The 16,214-nt window shown below is 60.2% G+C and carries 14 protein-coding genes, 1 pseudogene and 1 riboswitch; of the genes and pseudogenes, 13 read left to right on the top strand and 2 right to left on the bottom strand.

All coding sequences use genetic code 11. The features are described from left to right. From PH558_RS29405 to PH558_RS29465, 13 genes and pseudogenes are all read left to right on the top strand, one after another. A pseudogene (locus PH558_RS29405) lies at positions 1-107 on the top strand (bifunctional methylenetetrahydrofolate dehydrogenase/methenyltetrahydrofolate cyclohydrolase); the annotation flags it as partial. Positions 108-443: 336 nt separating this feature from the next. Continuing rightward, a riboswitch (guanidine-I (ykkC/yxkD leader) is annotated at positions 444-557 on the top strand. 74 nt (positions 558-631) lie between these two features. After that, on the top strand, positions 632-1,705 hold the full coding sequence (locus tag PH558_RS29410; protein WP_113407064.1) for a putative urea ABC transporter substrate-binding protein: 1,074 nt from the start codon (positions 632-634) through the stop codon (positions 1,703-1,705). 57 nt (positions 1,706-1,762) lie between these two features. Continuing rightward, positions 1,763-2,581 (top strand): ABC transporter permease, encoded by an 819-nt coding sequence (locus PH558_RS29415; protein ID WP_113407065.1) that lies wholly within the window; start codon positions 1,763-1,765, stop codon positions 2,579-2,581. After that, a complete protein-coding gene (locus PH558_RS29420) occupies positions 2,578-3,399 on the top strand; it encodes an ABC transporter ATP-binding protein (RefSeq protein WP_285207997.1) in 822 nt (273 codons plus the stop codon). The genes PH558_RS29415 and PH558_RS29420 overlap by 4 nt, the downstream gene beginning before the upstream one ends. A 2-nt stretch (positions 3,400-3,401) precedes the next feature. Further along, a complete protein-coding gene (locus tag PH558_RS29425; protein ID WP_095437554.1) occupies positions 3,402-4,220 on the top strand; it encodes an urea amidolyase associated protein UAAP1 in 819 nt (272 codons plus the stop codon). A gap of 16 nt (positions 4,221-4,236) precedes the next feature. Further along, on the top strand, positions 4,237-4,887 hold the full coding sequence (locus PH558_RS29430) for an urea amidolyase associated protein UAAP2 (protein ID WP_285207998.1): 651 nt from the start codon (positions 4,237-4,239) through the stop codon (positions 4,885-4,887). A gap of 1 nt (position 4,888) precedes the next feature. Continuing rightward, positions 4,889-8,425 carry an urea carboxylase gene (gene uca / locus PH558_RS29435; protein ID WP_285207999.1) on the top strand — a complete coding sequence of 1,179 codons (3,537 nt, stop codon included), beginning with the start codon at positions 4,889-4,891 and terminating at the stop codon, positions 8,423-8,425. Further along, complete coding sequence (gene atzF, locus PH558_RS29440; RefSeq protein ID WP_285208000.1) at positions 8,425-10,236, top strand: allophanate hydrolase; 1,812 nt, start codon at positions 8,425-8,427, stop codon at positions 10,234-10,236. Before uca ends, atzF begins: the two co-directional genes overlap by 1 nt. Positions 10,237-10,939: 703 nt before the next feature. Further along, on the top strand, positions 10,940-11,779 hold the full coding sequence (locus PH558_RS29445; RefSeq protein WP_069609889.1) for a transporter substrate-binding protein: 840 nt from the start codon (positions 10,940-10,942) through the stop codon (positions 11,777-11,779). A 58-nt stretch (positions 11,780-11,837) separates the two neighbouring features. Beyond that, positions 11,838-12,500 carry an amino acid ABC transporter permease gene (locus PH558_RS29450; protein ID WP_113407071.1) on the top strand — a complete coding sequence of 221 codons (663 nt, stop codon included), beginning with the start codon at positions 11,838-11,840 and terminating at the stop codon, positions 12,498-12,500. 6 nt (positions 12,501-12,506) lie between these two features. Continuing rightward, positions 12,507-13,166, top strand: coding sequence for an amino acid ABC transporter permease (locus PH558_RS29455; protein WP_113228797.1), 660 nt, complete (start codon positions 12,507-12,509; stop codon positions 13,164-13,166). 13 nt (positions 13,167-13,179) lie between these two features. Next, on the top strand, positions 13,180-13,950 hold the full coding sequence (locus PH558_RS29460; RefSeq protein ID WP_095437547.1) for an amino acid ABC transporter ATP-binding protein: 771 nt from the start codon (positions 13,180-13,182) through the stop codon (positions 13,948-13,950). A 163-nt stretch (positions 13,951-14,113) separates the two neighbouring features. Beyond that, positions 14,114-14,917 (top strand): IclR family transcriptional regulator, encoded by an 804-nt coding sequence (locus PH558_RS29465; RefSeq protein ID WP_095437546.1) that lies wholly within the window; start codon positions 14,114-14,116, stop codon positions 14,915-14,917. A 102-nt stretch (positions 14,918-15,019) separates the two neighbouring features. Here PH558_RS29465 and PH558_RS29470 read toward each other — a convergent pair whose 3' ends face one another. Next, entirely contained in the window at positions 15,020-15,409 is a 390-nt protein-coding gene (locus PH558_RS29470) for a nuclear transport factor 2-like protein (protein ID WP_095437545.1), read from the bottom strand. Between the two features lie 24 nt (positions 15,410-15,433). Further along, positions 15,434-16,186, bottom strand: a complete 753-nt coding sequence (locus PH558_RS29475) for an SDR family NAD(P)-dependent oxidoreductase (protein ID WP_095437721.1) — start codon at positions 16,184-16,186, stop codon at positions 15,434-15,436. Positions 16,187-16,214 lie beyond the last annotated feature (28 nt).

Consider the following 16,214-nt stretch of genomic DNA (forward strand, 5'->3'; position numbering starts at 1 on the left):
TCACGCCGGTTCCGGGCGGTGTCGGGCCGATGACGATCGCCATGCTGATGGCCAATACCGTCATTGCCGCTTATCGCGCCGCGAGTAAGAAGCCGCCGAAGTTTTGAGGGAGAGAGCTGTTAGGCCTCTGCCTCGTCGAGCTCGTTTATCGCCGACAGCGAAAATTAATCGACTAGCACGAGGAGCGTTTTTTGCCCTCCTCAGTGAGTTCGCTATCACAAGGTGGGAGGAGAACTACGCTTATCCAACTCGACACGAGCAAGCTCAGCCTGCTGCTTCCCGATCGTTCCTTATCCGTTGTCCAATGAAGATCAGCGCGCTCATCAAAATTGCATATTCTCCGCGCAAATTTTCAGATCGCTCAATTTTTCATCAACCACCTAGCATCATCCCCTAGCAAATCAATGGTTTGCGATCTGGCACACCACTTGCTTCGTATTGTTCGAGTTGGTGGCTAGGGTTCCGGCGCTCCATTGCGAGCGTGGCTGGTCCGAGAGCCACCACCGGCTGGGGGAGAAATCCCACCGGATGCACGGCGGGATAAAAGCCCGGGAGACCTCGTAAGCCAAGGGATTGGCGGCGCGATGGTCTTTGCCGATCCCTTTTTGAAAAAAGCAAAAGGGGAATTTCAATGCAGACTTTTTCGAAAATTCTTTCCGTCACAGCCCTGTCCGTATCGCTGGCCCTCGGGCTCGGTTCCGTCGCCAGTGCTGCGCCGAAGACTAGCTTCAAGGTCGCCTGGTCGATCTATGTCGGCTGGATGCCCTGGGGCTATGCGAGCGACCACGGCATTGTCAAGAAATGGGCCGACAAATATGGGATCAATATCGAGGTCACCCAGTTCAACGACTATGTCGAGTCGATGAATCAATATACGGCCGGCGCCTTCGATGCCGTAACGCTCACCAACATGGATGGCCTCTCCATACCGGCTGCTGGCGGCGTCGATACGACGGCCGTCATCGTCGGCGACTTCTCGAACGGCAATGACGCCGTCATCCTCAAGGACAAGACGAACCTCGCCGATATCAAAGGCCAGAACGTCAACCTCGTCGAATATTCCGTATCGCACTATCTGCTCGCCCGCGCGCTCGACAGCATCAAGCTCAGCGAACGCGATGTGAAGGTGGTCAACACCTCGGATGCCGACATGGTTGCGGCCTATAAGACGCCTGACGTCTCGGCTGTTGTCACCTGGAATCCGCTTGTTTCAACCATTCTCGAAGATCCGACGGCCAAGAAGGTTTTCGACAGTTCGCAGGTGCCGGGCGAAATCATCGACCTGATGGTCGCCAACAGCAATGTGCTCAAGGACAATCCGAATTTCGGCAAGGCACTCGCCGGCATCTGGTATGAAACGGCCGCGCTGATGAAGGCCGACACGCCGGAGGGCAAGACCGCCCGCGAAGCCATGGGCAAGGCATCGGGCACCGATCTCAAGGGCTTCGAGGCACAGCTCGCTGCGACCCGCCTTTTCGACAAGCCCGCCGATGCGCTCACCTTCACCACCTCGCCGAACCTGCCGAAGACCATGGATCTGGTGCGCAACTTCCTCTTCCAGAAGGGGCTTCTCGGCAATGGGGCGCCTTCCGCCGATGTCATCGGCATCGAAATGCCCGACGGTAAGGTTCTCGGCGACGGCAACAACGTCAAGCTTCGCTTTACCGAAGCCTACATGAAGTCGGCCGCCGACGGTCTGCTCTGAGCTTCCTTGAACGGCGGCGCGGCAGCGCCGCCAGCGTTTCATTTCTTGGAGCCATTCATGCGTTGGATCAATACCAAACCAAGTCCCGGCGCGCAGCTTGCCTTGACGCTCTTGCCCTTTGCGCTGCTGATCATTGCCTATGCGATCGGTTCCGCCGCAAGGCTTGCCGAAAACGCCAATGACAAGCTGCTTCCAAATTTCGCCGGCTTTGCCGACGCCATCAACCGCATGGCCTTCATCGCCGATCCTCGCACCGGAGATTACCTCCTGTGGTCGGATACTGGGGCAAGTCTCGTCCGGTTGCTCTCCGGTCTTGGCATCTCCACGGCGATCGCGCTTTGCCTGGGCATGCTGATCGGCATGTTGCCTTATTTGAGAGCGCTTCTATCGCCCTTCGTCGCCGTCATTTCCATGGTGCCGCCGCTGGCATTGCTGCCCATCCTCTTCATCGTCATGGGCCTTGGAGAAACGTCGAAGATCGCCTTGATCGTTATCGGTGTTGCGCCAACGATGGTCCGCGACCTGGCCCTGAAGGCGCTGGAATTGCCCCGCGAACAGATCGTCAAGGCCGAGACGCTTGGCGGCTCATCCTGGCAGATCGCCCTTCGCGTCGTGTTGCCACAGATCCTGCCACGACTGATCACCTGCCTCAGGCTGCAGCTCGGGCCGGCCTGGCTGTTCCTGATCGCCGCCGAGGCGATCTCGTCCGATTCCGGTCTCGGCTACCGCATCTTCCTCGTCCGCCGCTATCTCTCGATGGACGTAATCTTTCCCTATGTCGTCTGGATCACCCTGCTCGCTGTGGTCATGAACTACCTGCTCGACCGTATCCGCATCGCCGTCTTCCCCTGGTCCGAACTGGAGAAGCAGGCATGAGCGAGCTCAGAATAGAAAGGGTCTGGAAGGAATATGGCGACCAGATCGTGCTTGAGGATGTCTCGCTGACCGTCGCCTCGCGTGCCTTCGTCGCGCTCGTCGGCCCATCGGGCTGCGGCAAGTCCACCTTCCTACGCATGCTTTTGGGTCAAGAGCAGCCGACGCGCGGGACGATCCTGCTCGACGGAGTAGCCCTGCCCTCGGAACCTGGCGCCGACCGTGGCGTGGTCTTCCAGCGCTATTCCGTCTTTCCGCATCTGACCGCGCTCGGCAACGTAGTGCTCGGCAAGGAACTTGCCGGCTCGCGCTACAAGGCAAGGCTCTTCGGCTCGGCGCGTCGCGATGCCATCGACGAGGCGCGTCAGCTTCTTGCGGAAGTCGGTCTTGCCGGCGCAGAGAACAAATATCCGGCCCAGCTTTCCGGCGGCATGCAGCAACGCCTGGCGCTTGCGCAAGCGCTCATCATGCGACCGAAAGTGCTGCTACTCGACGAACCCTTCGGCGCGCTCGATCCGGGCATCCGCGCCGAAATCCATACGTTGATGAAACGCCTCTGGCACGAGACGCAGATGACCGTCGTCATGGTGACCCATGACATGCGCGAGGCCTTCACGCTTGCGACCCGCGTCGTCGCCTTCGAACGCCGCTGCGACCGGCCGGAGGAAAAGGAGCGCTACGGCGCCACCATCACCAAGGACATTTCCATATGGCCGCCGCGCATCGCCGGCGGAGCCTCGATCTTTAGCCCCGACCGGGACGGCCCGGTCTCTTCCCTGGGGCACCGCCGGGACGACCTGGCACCATCGGGAGATATTTAGCCATGCAGCATGTCAGACGTTCACCGGAAGAAATCGCCGCCAATCGCGCACGGTATGAAGACCATCAACGAAAGGGACTGCAATTCGCGCCCAAGGCGTTGCCGGCCCCAAGCCCACTTCCCGCCCCGCCGATCGACCCCGCCCTTGTCCTACACCGCGAGACCCTGCCCGGCGGCTGGTACTGGTCAACGCGCATCAGGGCGGGTGAGACGCTGCGCATCGCGCAGGCCCAAGGCTTTTCTGCAGTGTCGCTGATCGCCTGGAACGAGGCGGATCCGAGCGAACGGCTGAACCTCGTCGATACGGTCAAGGTACAATGGACGACGGCGCTGTCGAAAGGCCGGGTGATCTTTTCCGACATGGGCCGCGTCATGTTCTCGGTGACGGAAGATTCCTCCGGCGCCCATGATTGCCTGATGGGAGGCTCCACCGCCGCCTCCAACGAAGCAAAATACGGCCAAGGCCTGCGCAACAGCCGCGATAACTTCATCCTCCTCACAACGAAAGCAGGCTTGGATCGGCGCGATATCCCTGCCGCCCTGACGCTTTTCGCGCCCGTCCGGGTCGATGCGGACGGCAAGTTCGCCTGGAAGCCCGAACTACTGCACGATGGCGACTATATCCATCTTCGCGCCGAAATAGACATGATCGTCGGCTTTTCCAACTGCCCTCACCCGCTCGATCCAAATCCGCATTACGCACCGAAACCGGTGACCGTGGCCCGCATTGCCGCCCAGCCGATCGCTGAAGACGATCTATGCCGGACAGCTACCGCCGAAGCCGTGCGCGGCTTTGAAAACAACGCCTTCGCCAATCTTTGAGCCGGGAGAGACGATCATGAGCGATTTCATCCAGACCGCACCGTCCCGCACGCTCGACAAGGCGGTGCAGGATCATTTCATCGCTGCCGAAGCGCCGTTTTCGACAATCGTGCGCAAGGGCCAGATGCTGCGCATCGAAGACAGCTACGGCCAGCAGGCAATCGACACGCTGTTCTACAATGCTGAGGACTATTCCGAGCGCTATTCCAACCAGGACACGATGCGCGAACAAGGCGCCGCCTACATCACTACAGGCACCCGGATCATCTCCAACGAGGGGCGCGTCATGCTGACGATGATCGCCGACAGCTGCGGCCGCCATGATACCTCGGCAGGCGCCTGCTCCTGCGAGAGCAACACGGTGCGTTTTGGCCACGGCACGAAATATCTTCACGCCTGCCGTGACAATTTCGTGCTGGAAGTCTCAAAGCACGGCATGAGCAAGCGCGACGTCGTGCCCAACATCAATTTCTTCATGAACGTGCCGATCGAACCATCAGGTGAAATGACGATCGTCGACGGCATCTCCGCGCCTGGCGACTATGTCGAGCTCAAGGCCGAAATGGACGTGCTCCTCGTCATCTCCAATTGCCCGCAGATCAACAATCCCTGCAACGGCTTCGACCCGACGCCAATCCGTGTCCTCGTATGGGACGGTGAGGCCTGAGATGTTCCAGAAAATATTGATCGCCAATCGCGGCGAGATCGCCGTCCGGATCATCGGGACGCTGCGGCGCATGGGCATTGCCTCCGTCGCCGTCTATTCCGATGCAGACCGTTTCTCAAAGGCATCCCTGATGGCCGACGAAGCCGTCAGGCTCGGCCCGGCGCCGGCCTTGGAAAGCTATCTCAATATCGACGCCGTCATTGCCGCCTGCAAGGCTACCGGCGCCGAGGCAGTGCATCCCGGCTATGGCTTCTTATCGGAGAATATCGGCTTTGCTGAACGGCTGGCAAAGGAAGGCATCATCTTCATCGGGCCGACGCCGGACAATATCGCCGCTTTCGGACTCAAGCACACGGCGCGAGAGCTGGCGCGCGCAAGCGGGGTGCCGCTGCTACCGGGCAGCGGCCTCGTCGAAACCAGCGAAGCGGCGCTGACGGCTGCGGCGGAGATTGGCTATCCGGTCATGCTGAAATCGACGGCCGGCGGCGGCGGCATCGGCATGCAGCTCTGCGAAGATGCTGCCAGCCTAAAGACCGCCTTCGACAGTGTGCAACGCACGGCGAGGGCGAGCTTCGGCGATGCCCGCGTCTATCTGGAGCGCTTTGTCTCGCGGGCACGGCATGTCGAGGTTCAGATCTTCGGCGACGGCAAGGGTCGCGTGATCGCGCTTGGCGAGCGCGACTGCTCGCTGCAGCGACGGAACCAGAAGGTGATCGAGGAAACGCCCGCGCCCGATCTTTCGCCTTCGGTGCGCAAAAGTCTCCATGCAGCGGCGGTGGCACTCGGCACCTCCGCCCACTATCGGTCCGCCGGCACGGTCGAATTCATCTATGATCCTGCGCGCGAGGAATTCTACTTCCTCGAAGTCAATACGAGGCTTCAAGTCGAACATCCGGTCACGGAGGCCGTCTACGGCATCGATCTCGTCGAGTGGATGATCCGCCAGGCGGCCGACGAAGAGGTAATCACAGGAAATGCCCGGCTTGTTCCCAAGGGTGCCGCGATCGAGGCGCGCATCTACGCCGAGATGCCGCATGCGGGCTTCCGGCCGAGCGCCGGCCTTTTGACCGAAGTTATCTTTCCGGAAAACACGCGCGTCGACGGCTGGATCGAGACGGGCACGGAAGTCACCCCTTATTACGACCCCATGCTCGCCAAGGTGATCGTGGCAGCCGAAGACCGGCCAGCCGCGATCGAGAAGCTCAAGCTTGCGCTTGCACAAAGCTCCATCTCCGGCATCGAAACCAATCTCGACTATCTAAAGGCCATCGCCGGATCGGATCTGCTGGCCAGCGGCAATGTGGCGACGACGGCGCTGAAGGATTTTCCCTTCGTGCCCGAGATAATCGAGGTGGTGGCGCCCGGCGCGCAGTCGAGCATCCAGGAGCTTCCCGGCAGGCTGGGGCTCTGGCACGTCGGCGTGCCGCCGAGCGGGCCGATGGATGAGCGCTCGTTCCGCCATGCAAATAGGCTGGTCGGTAACGCCGACGAGACCGCAGCCCTCGAGCTGACCGTCTCGGGACCGGTGCTCAAGATCTTCTCCGACGTGACGATCGCGCTTGCAGGCGCTCGCATGCCGACGACCCTCGACGGCGTTCCATTACCCTACGACGAGGCCGTTATCGCCAAGGCAGGGCAGACGCTTGCCATCGGCGCCATAGAAGGTCGGGGCCAGCGTGCCTATCTCGCCGTTGCGGGCGGCTTTGCCGCGCCGCTCATGCTCGGCTCCAGGGCAACCTTCGGCCTCGGTCGTTTCGGGGGCCACGCCACCGGCACACTTCAGACAGGCCATGTGTTGCGGCTGGCACGCACACCTCAGCCTCGGGCCAAGCCGGCGAACATGCCCGCCGCCCTCACCCGGACCTGGGAGGTCGGCGTCGTCTATGGACCGCACGGCGCGCCGGATTTCTTTCTCGACGACGATATCGAAACGCTGTTTTCGACCGAATACGAAGTGCATTTCAACAGTGCCCGCACCGGCGTCCGTCTGATCGGCCCCGCTCCTAAATGGGCACGCAGCGACGGCGGCGAGGCCGGCCTCCACCCCTCCAATCTTCACGACAATGCCTACGCCATCGGCGCGATCGATTTCACCGGCGATATGCCGATCATTCTCGGCCCGGATGGACCGAGCCTCGGCGGCTTCGTCTGCCCGGCTGTCATCGCGCACGACGAGCAATGGAAGATGGGCCAGTTCAAGCCGGGCGACAAAATCCGCTTTCACCCGTTGGTGCGCAGTGAGGACGCCATCGCCGGCCCAACGGTTCGCCACGCGCCCGAGGAAGCCGGATCGGCGATCGTCGGCCAGAATCAGGACGGGCCGGTGCCTGTCGTCTACCGCCGTCAGGGCGATGACAACCTGCTCATCGAATACGGGCCGATGACGCTCGATATCGCGCTTCGCCTGCGCGTGCACCTGCTGATGCAGGCAATCGTCGATACGCGTTTGCCAGGAATTATCGACCTGACGCCCGGCATCCGCTCGCTGCAGATCCACTATGACGGGACGACGCTGACCCGCAATCGTGTGCTGGGTCTGCTTACGGAGATCGAAGCTACGCTGCCGGCGGCGCAGGAGGTAAAAGTTCCAAGCCGCATCGTGCATCTGCCGCTCTCCTGGAACGATCCGCAGGCCGAGCTTGCCATGCGTAAATATCAGGAGCTCGTGCGCCCCAATGCGCCATGGTGCCCTTCCAACATCGAGTTCATCCGCCGCATCAACGGCCTGCCCGACGAGCAGGCGGTGCGGGACATCGTCTTTGATGCCAGCTATCTCGTGCTCGGCCTCGGCGATGTCTATCTCGGGGCTCCAGTCGCTACACCGGTCGATCCGCGACATCGGCTGGTGACGACGAAATACAATCCGGCGCGCACCTGGACACCGGAAAACGCCGTCGGCATTGGCGGTGCCTATATGTGCATCTATGGCATGGAGGGACCGGGCGGCTATCAGCTTTTCGGCCGCACGATCCAGGTATGGAACAGCTGGCGGCAGACACCGGCCTTCGCCAAGGGCAAGCCATGGCTTCTTAATTTCTTCGATCAGATCCGCTTCTTCCCTGTCACGCATGAGGAGCTCAATGAAGCGCGTGCGGCCTTCCCACACGGCGGCTATCCGATCAAGATCGAGGAGACGGAGTTCTCCTACGCTGCCTATGAGGCCGGCCTCGCACGTGAGGCTGCTGCAATCAGCGCCTTCAAGTCCAGGCAGCAGGCAGCCTTCGAGGCGGAACGGCAACGCTGGAAGGAGCTGGGGCTCGATAGCTTCTCGGTCGACGAGGGGACAGGCCCCGCCCTTGCCGGAGATATACCGGATGGTTGCTTCGGCATCGAAAGCGCCGTGCCCGGCAATGTCTGGAAAATACTTGTCGAGGAGGGTCAGCCGGTTGCAGCCGGTGATACTTTGGCCATCATCGAGTCGATGAAAATGGAAATCAACGTCACCGCCCATGCCGCGGGACGCGTCCGCGATTTGCGCGCAGCACCTGGGCGCAACGTCAAGGCCGGCGACGTTCTCGTCATTCTGGAGGAAATCTGATGCTGCCCACTATCCTTGACCTTACCTCCCTGCGAGACGCGTATAAGGCAGGCCTTTCACCGCTCGACATGGTGGAGGAAATCATAGCCCGATGCGGGGTATCCGATGATCCGGCAATCTTCATCACGCCGGCATCTCCAGAGGCGTTGCGAGCTGCGGCAACAGATTTGCTGGCGAAGGCACCCGAGCCCAATAGCCTGCCGCTCTGGGGCATACCCTTCGCAGTCAAGGACAATATCGACGTCGCCGGCTTGCCGACGACAGCCGCCTGCCCGGCCTTTGCCTATCATCCCCAGGCGGATGCAACCGTGGTTGCGCGTCTGAAGGCTGCTGGCGCCATCGTCATCGGCAAGACCAATCTCGACCAGTTCGCAACCGGCCTCAACGGCACCCGCTCGCCTTATGGTGCCCCCCGCTCGGTTTTCGATCGCGCCTATGTCTCCGGCGGCTCCAGTTCCGGTTCCGCCGTTGCCGTAGCGGCAGGTCTTGCCAGTTTCTCGCTCGGCACCGACACGGCAGGCTCCGGCCGGGTACCGGCTGCCTTCAACAATCTCGTCGGCATCAAGCCGACACCGGGGCTTGTTCCCAATGTCGGAGTGGTGCCGGCTTGCCGCAGCGTCGATGTCGTCACCGTGTTCGCCGCAACCGTCGGCGACGGGGTCGCCATTCGCCGGATCATGGACGGCTATGACGCACGAGATCCGTTCTCGCGGGAAGCGACTCCAGCGAGCCTATCGTCGGTGCGCCCGCGCATCGGCGTACTGGACGGAGCCGAGCGCGAATTCTATGGCAACAGCCAAGTCAAGGCCCTCTATGACGCCGCCATCGACAGGGCGAGATCGCTCGGCGCGGAGATCGTGCCCTTCGACTATGCGCCTTTCCGCCAGGCTGCCGAACTGCTCTACAGCGGCCCTTGGGTTGCGGAGCGCCTCGCGGCGGTAAAGGACTTCCTTGCAAGCAATGCCGACGATTTCGATCCGACGGTCAGAACGATCATCGAAGGGGCGAAAGGCTATGACGCGGTTGCGGCCTTCGAAGGCAGGTACAGGCTGGAGGCTTTGCGGCAAAAGACGAAGGTGGAGTGGGAGAAGGTCGATTTCCTGATGCTGCCAACATCGCCTACGACCTATACGGTCGAGGAAATGCAGGCCGATCCGATCGTCAGAAACAGCCATTTCGGCCGTTATACCAATTTTGCCAATCTGCTTGATTGCGCGGCAATTGCCATACCTGCAGGCTTCGATACTGACGGCCATCTGCCTGCCGGTGTGATGCTCGTCGGGCCTGCCTTTACCGACGATGCTTTGGCGCCTTTCGCCGATGCCATGCATCGAGCGGCAAATAGCGGGATGGGCAAGGACCGCACGGCGGCATTGCCGGACAAAAGCCGTGTGACACCTGAAGCCGCGGATATGGTTCCGATCGTCGTTGTCGGCGCGCATCTGACCGGTATGCCGCTCAACCATGAGCTCACCGGAAAAGGCGCCTACAGGATGAAGACGGGACGGACGGATGGCAGCTATCGGCTTTTCGCCCTTTCCGGAACAGTGCCACCCAAGCCGGGATTGGTGCGCGACCCGAGCTTTGCCGGCAACGGTATCGAAATCGAGGTATGGGCGTTACCGCCTGCCGCATTTGCCCACTTCGTCCAGAATATCCCCGCGCCGCTGGGTATCGGCAAGATCCTGCTTGAGGATGGCAGCCATGTTTCCGGATTTCTCTGCGAGAGCCACGCCGTAGCTGGCGCTAGAGACATCACCGAATTTGGTGGCTGGCGAAATTTCATTCGCGCTGCGAATACCACGACGTGAAGGAGATACGAGATGAGAAAGATCTTCTTACGGGCATTGCAGATCATTCTTCATGGCCTGATGGCGAGAACTCAGGCAATTGGCAGCCTCGATCGGCCTCAGTCTCACTCCGCTCGTAGCAAGGCATGGTCAGAGACCGACTAAACGCTTCGGACGAGAGCATCTCGTAAAGTTGAGGGACGGCCGGAAAAACGCCAGCAAGCGAGTGCAGGCATACGAGATGACTGCACTCGCTCGGCCGAGGATTCAGCTCGGCATCCTGACCATCCAGTTGAATCGACAACTTTCAAGGAAAGTCGCAAAGGGCTACTTTCCTCCCGATGGAGCTTACATCGGCAACCCACGGCGAAGGTTCGCCGACAACGCCTGACAACAGATCAACACGGCGCTCAAATTTCACAGGGCACTCGGATATCCGGCATGTCCCGCGGAAAATCCTTCGCATTGCGAGTGACCGGCAACATTGAGTGAGTCTTGCCCGTTGCCCGGATGATGGCTTGGAGCAGCTTGATACATTGTCGACAGGGATAACGGTAAATCCCGCCGGAAACACCCCTTGACCATTCACTATCTCCGACGATCGGCAACAGCAGTCACTATTGACAAGTTGCCCCGTATATCCCTTGATATGTCCTATCCGAGATAACAGACAAATGTCCGGAATATTGGATTACTCGAAAGCCATTAACCAAGGGGAACAACCATGACTATTTCCTTGCGCGTCGGCCTGATGTCGCTGGCCGCCGCACTCCTCTCTTCCACGCCCGTTCTCGCCGACGGCAGCAAGCTCGATGAGGTGCTTGCGCGCGGTCACCTCGTTCTTGGAACCGGCAGCACGAACGCGCCGTGGCACTTCAAGAGCGCTGACGACAAGCTGCAGGGCTTCGACGTCGACATGGGTCACATCATCGCCAAGGCCCTCTTCGGCGACCCCGATAAGATCGAGTATGTCAATCAGTCGTCCGACGCCCGTATTCCCAACATTACCACCAACAAGGTCGATATCACTTGCCAGTTCATGACCGTGACCGGCGAGCGCGCCCAGCAGGTGGCCTTCACCATTCCCTATTATCGTGAAGGCGTCGGCCTGATGCTGAAGGCCGATGGCCAGTATGCCGACTATGCGGCATTGAAGGCGGCAGGCTCTTCCGTCACCGTTTCCGTTCTTCAGAACGTCTACGCGGAATCCATGGTTCATGCCGCCCTTCCGGACGCAAAGGTCGACCAGTACGAATCCGTCGATCTGATCTATCAGGCGCTGGAATCCGGCCGCGCGGACGCGGTTGCGACCGATCAGTCATCACTCGCCTGGTACATGACGCAGAACCCGGGCCGCTACAAGGACGCCGGCTATGGCTGGAACCCGCAGACCTATGCCTGCGCGGTCAAGCGCGGCGACCAGGATTGGCTGAACTTCGTCAATACCGCTCTTCATGAAGCGATGACAGGCGTCGAATTCGATAGCTACGCCAAGTCCTACAAGACCTGGTTCGGCAAGGACCTGACCCCACCACAGATCGGCTTCCCGGTCGAATACAAGTAACAGTCGAGCGGGGCGGGATATCCTCCCGCTCCGCCAGCCTGAAAAGGGGCGGCCCGACATGGGTTACACGCTGAATTTTGCCGCCGTCTGGCGCAATTTTGATTTTCTTATGAGCGGTCTGGCGCTCAGCCTCGGCCTGGCGATCATATCGATTCTGATTGGTGCCTTGATCGGTCTGATCCTGGCCTTCGCGCTGACATCGAAAAACCGCGCAGCCATGATCCCGGCGCAGGTCTATGTGACCGTGATCCGAAACCTGCCGATCCTTGTGTTGGTGCTGTTTGCCTTCTTCGCCTTGCCGCAGATGGGCTTTCGCCTGGACAAGATCAAAAGCTTCGTCCTGGTCCTTTCCATCTACTCTGGCGCCTATCTTGCTGAAGTGTTTCGCGCAGGATTGCTGTCGATTCCGAAAGGTCTTTCGGAGGCGGGCCTGGCAATCGGGCTGACGCCAATGCAGATTCGCGGATCGATCATCGCTCCGTTGATGCTGCGCAACGTGCTTCCGTCGCTGTCTTCGACCATCATCTCACTGTTCAAGGATACCTCGCTTGCAGCCGCCATTGCCGTGCCGGAGCTGACATTCGCCGCGCGCAAGATCAACGTCGAGAGCTTTCGCGTCATCGAAACCTGGATGGTCACATCAGCTCTCTATGTCGCAACCTGCTTCCTCATCGCCGCGCTGATGCGTTTCGTCGAGCGCAGGCTGGCTTTGCCGAGGTAATACCGGATGTCTCATAGTTTTCTCGAACAACTCTGGATCGCCCGCTACGTTATCATCAACGGGCTCGGCGTGACGGTATCGATTTCCCTTCTTGCCATTCTTGCCGGTTCCATCGTCGGTGTCTTCGTTGGCCTCGCGCTCGTCTACGGCGGAGCCATTCTGCGCCTTTTGATCCGAGCCTATACCGACATCATCCGTGGTACGCCCGTGCTCGTTCTCGTGCTGGCAAGCTACTATGTCTCTTCTGCGGTAGGTCTTGATTTGGGGCCATTTTCCGCAGGCGTTCTTGCCCTGGCGATCTTCTGTTCATCACATGTCGGCGAGATCGTGCGCGGCGCGCTGCAGGCCATTCCAAAAGGTCAGACGGAGGCGGCCAAGGCGATCGGCCTCACCTTCACCCAGACCTTCACTTCGGTCCTATGGCCGCAAGCGATGCGCCAGTGCCTGCCAGCCTGGGTAAATACGGCAGCCGAGATGGTCAAAGCATCGACATTGCTTTCCGTCATCGGCGTCGCCGAACTGCTGCTGCGCACACAGGAAATCATCTCCCGCAATTTCATGAGCCTCCAGTTCTATTTCCTGGCTGGCGGCCTCTATTTCATCGTCAACTTCGGTATCGAGCGCTTCGGCAAATATGTCGAGCGTAAGACCGCACTGCCGTCCTGAGGAGATCGGACCGATGGGCAAGACAATCCTAGACATTCAGGGCCTGCGCAAGACCTATGGCCAGCACGAGGTTCTCAAGGGCGTCGACTGCACGGTGCAGGAAGGCGAGGTCATTTCCATCATCGGCTCGTCGGGTTCCGGCAAGACGACGATGCTGCGCTGCATCAACATGCTGGAGGAGTTTCAGGGAGGCAAGATCAGCCTCGATGGCGAGGAGATCGGCTATCACGCTGAGGGCAGCATCCGCCGCCGCAAGAGCGAGAAGGAGATTGCCCGCCAGCGCGCACTCACCGGCATGGCCTTCCAGCAATTCAACCTTTTTCCGCACATGACCGCCGCCGAGAACGTGATGCTCGGCCTCGTCAAGGTGAAGAAGATGTCGAAGCCGGATGCACGCGCCGTCGCGGAAAAATGGCTTGACCGTGTGGGCCTTGCTGCCCGCGCCAATCATTATCCGGGCCAGCTCTCGGGTGGCCAGCAACAGCGCGTCGCGATTGCCCGAGCGATCGCCATGGCGCCTCGGCTGATGCTGTTCGACGAAGTGACGTCGGCCCTCGACCCCGAACTGGTTGGCGAAGTTCTTCAAGTCATCAAAGGACTCGCCGCCGACGGCATGACGATGCTGCTGGTCACCCATGAGATGCGCTTTGCCTATGAGGTCTCCTCGCGCGTCATCTTCATGAACCAGGGCGTCATCTGCGAAGAAGGCGATCCGAAGGACATGTTCGCGCGTCCGAAGACGGAGCGGCTTGCCGAATTCCTCAAGACCTCGAGTTTCAATTGAGAGGAAACAACAGCGTTGCGCAAGCGTTGCGTCATCGCACGCTCGGATGCTATCGCAGCGTGTTGCTGAGATCTGGCGGCACCAGCGCCGTATAGCCGGCACCATGTGCTGATGCGTCGCAGCGTGCTGGTTGCGGCTGGTTTGGGAATATTCGGAGAGAAGCATGGCCGAGACTGCAAACGACATTGTATCCCGACGCATGCGGGGCCTGGATCGCGCCTTCGAGATTCTTGAGTTTCTGCGGGTAAAACGCCAGCCCATGCGCCCGAACGAGATCGCCACGGAAATCGGTGCGCCGCGCTCTTCCATCTACGAGCTTGTCAATCTTCTGCTCGGTCATGGCATGCTCGACTATCAGGGCGGCGACGGCCGGGTCTTTCTCGGCCGTCGCCTCTATTTTCTCGGCACCGCCTATGCCGAACAATTCGACCTGATGCGCGAATGCGGCCGCATGCTCGGCGTGCTGGCGGAGGAGACGCGCGAGACAGCGCAAATGTGCCTGCTGGAGGGCAATAAATATACGGTTGCCATGATGCGGGAAGGCATCCGCCCCTTTCGCATCTCCTCGAATGTCGGCGAGCTCGTCGCCATTCCGTGGACCGCCTCGGGGCGCCTGCTTGTAGCCCATCTTTCGGACCGGGAAATCCTTGATTTCATTCCGCCTGAAGATTTCGTCCTTCCGAATGGCAGGCGGCTGGAACCCGCCGATTTCATCGCTCAAGTACGCCAGGCGGCCGAAGACGGATACTTCACCTTCAATAGCGAAGTGGAGAACTTCACCCATTGCTTCGCCGTGCCCATCCATCAGGCCGACGGCGCCTGCATCGCGACACTCTGCCTAGTAACGCCGCGCGAGGATGGCTTGCGCAACCGCACCGCCTATCTCGACAGCCTCTTGAAAGCCGCTCACGAGATCTCCGAAAAGCTCGGCTTCCGGTCGTCGAAAGGCCGTTTCTTCGGATCCTGAACCTAACAAGACTTTTCGCGAAAGTGACAAATCTCCAAAGGAACGATCCCGCGAAGATCGCCGGGCACCCGCCCGGCGATCGTTGTTGGTGCATTGGACCCCTCAGACCCTGATGGGCGGGCTGGTCGGATCCGGATTTCCCTCGAAGAAAAGATAGATCGCTGCGATCTTGCCGTCCTTGGCAATGATGAAATCCGTACCTGCATATGCAGGTTCTTCGCCGGGCGCACCGGCCACCCATTGCACGCGCCCGGCCTGATCATGGAGAACGTCCGCCGCAGCGATTGTGGTGTACGCAAATGTCGGATGCATTGCGCGGATAACCCCGGCGATGCGGACGATCTCGTCCCGGCCGCGGTAGATCCCGTGCGGTTCGATGAATATCGCGTTCTCGTGAAGGATTTCCTCCGCCACTTTCAGGCGGAGGGCGTCGTCGCCCTCCCCAAAGATGCCCTGCAGATTCCGATCGAGCAGCGTTGCGATGTCTGCCATGGTCATTCTCCCTGATATAGCGGCTTAGATCTGGACGTGGCCACCATCGACGAAGAGTTCGACGCCATTGATGAAGCTGGCATCGTCGGAGGCCAGGAATAGCACGGCCTTGGCGATCTCTTCCGGTTGCCCGATGCGGCCCGCAGGAATGAGGCTCGCGAGGTAATTCTTCGTGTTCTCCGCGCTCTCACCGTTGCCGAAGAGTTCGTTGAGGCCGGCTGTCTCCGTCACGCCAGGACTAATTGCATTGACGCGAATATGGCGATCCTTAAGATCGAGGATCCAGTTGCGGGCGAAGTTGCGCACGGCAGCCTTGGTTGCCGAGTAGACGCTGAAGGCAGGCGTGCCGGAAATGCTCGTGGTCGACGAGGTGAGGACAATCGAACCACCATCACGCAGGAGCGGGAGCGCCTTTTGAACGGTGAATAAGGTGCCCTTCACGTTGGTATCGAATGTCTTCTGGTAATGTTCTTCGGTAATCGCCCCGAGAGGCACCATCTCGCCGCCGCCGGCATTCGCGAAAACCACATCGATGTGCGAGTGCTTCTGTTGAACTGCGTCGTACAGGCGATCGATATCGACGAGCTTGCTCATGTCGGCCTGTACGCCCGTGACACGGCCACCGATCTTCTGGATGGCGGCATCGAGCGCTTCCTTGCGGCGGCCGGTGATGAACACGGAGGCACCTTCCATCGAGAAAGCCTTTGCCGTTGCAAGACCAATACCGCTCGTGCCACCCGTTACGATCACGACTTTGTCTTCGAATTTCTTGCTCACTGTCATGCTCCTTTGTGCGGCCATTGCC

The sequence above is a fragment of the Rhizobium pantanalense genome, from assembly GCF_030182525.1.
Lineage (GTDB): Bacteria > Pseudomonadota > Alphaproteobacteria > Rhizobiales > Rhizobiaceae > Rhizobium.

What these genes read in the sequence shown, in the direction of transcription:
- PH558_RS29420 (WP_285207997.1), top strand. Translation starts at nt 2,578, where the DNA reads ATGAGCGAGCTCAGAATAGAAAGGGTCTGGAAGGAATATGGCGACCAG.
- PH558_RS29415 (WP_113407065.1), top strand. Translation starts at nt 1,763, where the DNA reads ATGCGTTGGATCAATACCAAACCAAGTCCCGGCGCGCAGCTTGCCTTG.
- PH558_RS29450 (WP_113407071.1), top strand. Translation starts at nt 11,838, where the DNA reads ATGGGTTACACGCTGAATTTTGCCGCCGTCTGGCGCAATTTTGATTTT.
- PH558_RS29470 (WP_095437545.1), bottom strand. Translation starts at nt 15,409, where the DNA reads ATGGCAGACATCGCAACGCTGCTCGATCGGAATCTGCAGGGCATCTTT.
- atzF (WP_285208000.1), top strand. Translation starts at nt 8,425, where the DNA reads ATGCTGCCCACTATCCTTGACCTTACCTCCCTGCGAGACGCGTATAAG.
- PH558_RS29455 (WP_113228797.1), top strand. Translation starts at nt 12,507, where the DNA reads ATGTCTCATAGTTTTCTCGAACAACTCTGGATCGCCCGCTACGTTATC.
- PH558_RS29410 (WP_113407064.1), top strand. Translation starts at nt 632, where the DNA reads ATGCAGACTTTTTCGAAAATTCTTTCCGTCACAGCCCTGTCCGTATCG.
- PH558_RS29430 (WP_285207998.1), top strand. Translation starts at nt 4,237, where the DNA reads ATGAGCGATTTCATCCAGACCGCACCGTCCCGCACGCTCGACAAGGCG.
- uca (WP_285207999.1), top strand. Translation starts at nt 4,889, where the DNA reads ATGTTCCAGAAAATATTGATCGCCAATCGCGGCGAGATCGCCGTCCGG.
- PH558_RS29460 (WP_095437547.1), top strand. Translation starts at nt 13,180, where the DNA reads ATGGGCAAGACAATCCTAGACATTCAGGGCCTGCGCAAGACCTATGGC.
- PH558_RS29425 (WP_095437554.1), top strand. Translation starts at nt 3,402, where the DNA reads ATGCAGCATGTCAGACGTTCACCGGAAGAAATCGCCGCCAATCGCGCA.
- PH558_RS29465 (WP_095437546.1), top strand. Translation starts at nt 14,114, where the DNA reads ATGGCCGAGACTGCAAACGACATTGTATCCCGACGCATGCGGGGCCTG.
- PH558_RS29445 (WP_069609889.1), top strand. Translation starts at nt 10,940, where the DNA reads ATGACTATTTCCTTGCGCGTCGGCCTGATGTCGCTGGCCGCCGCACTC.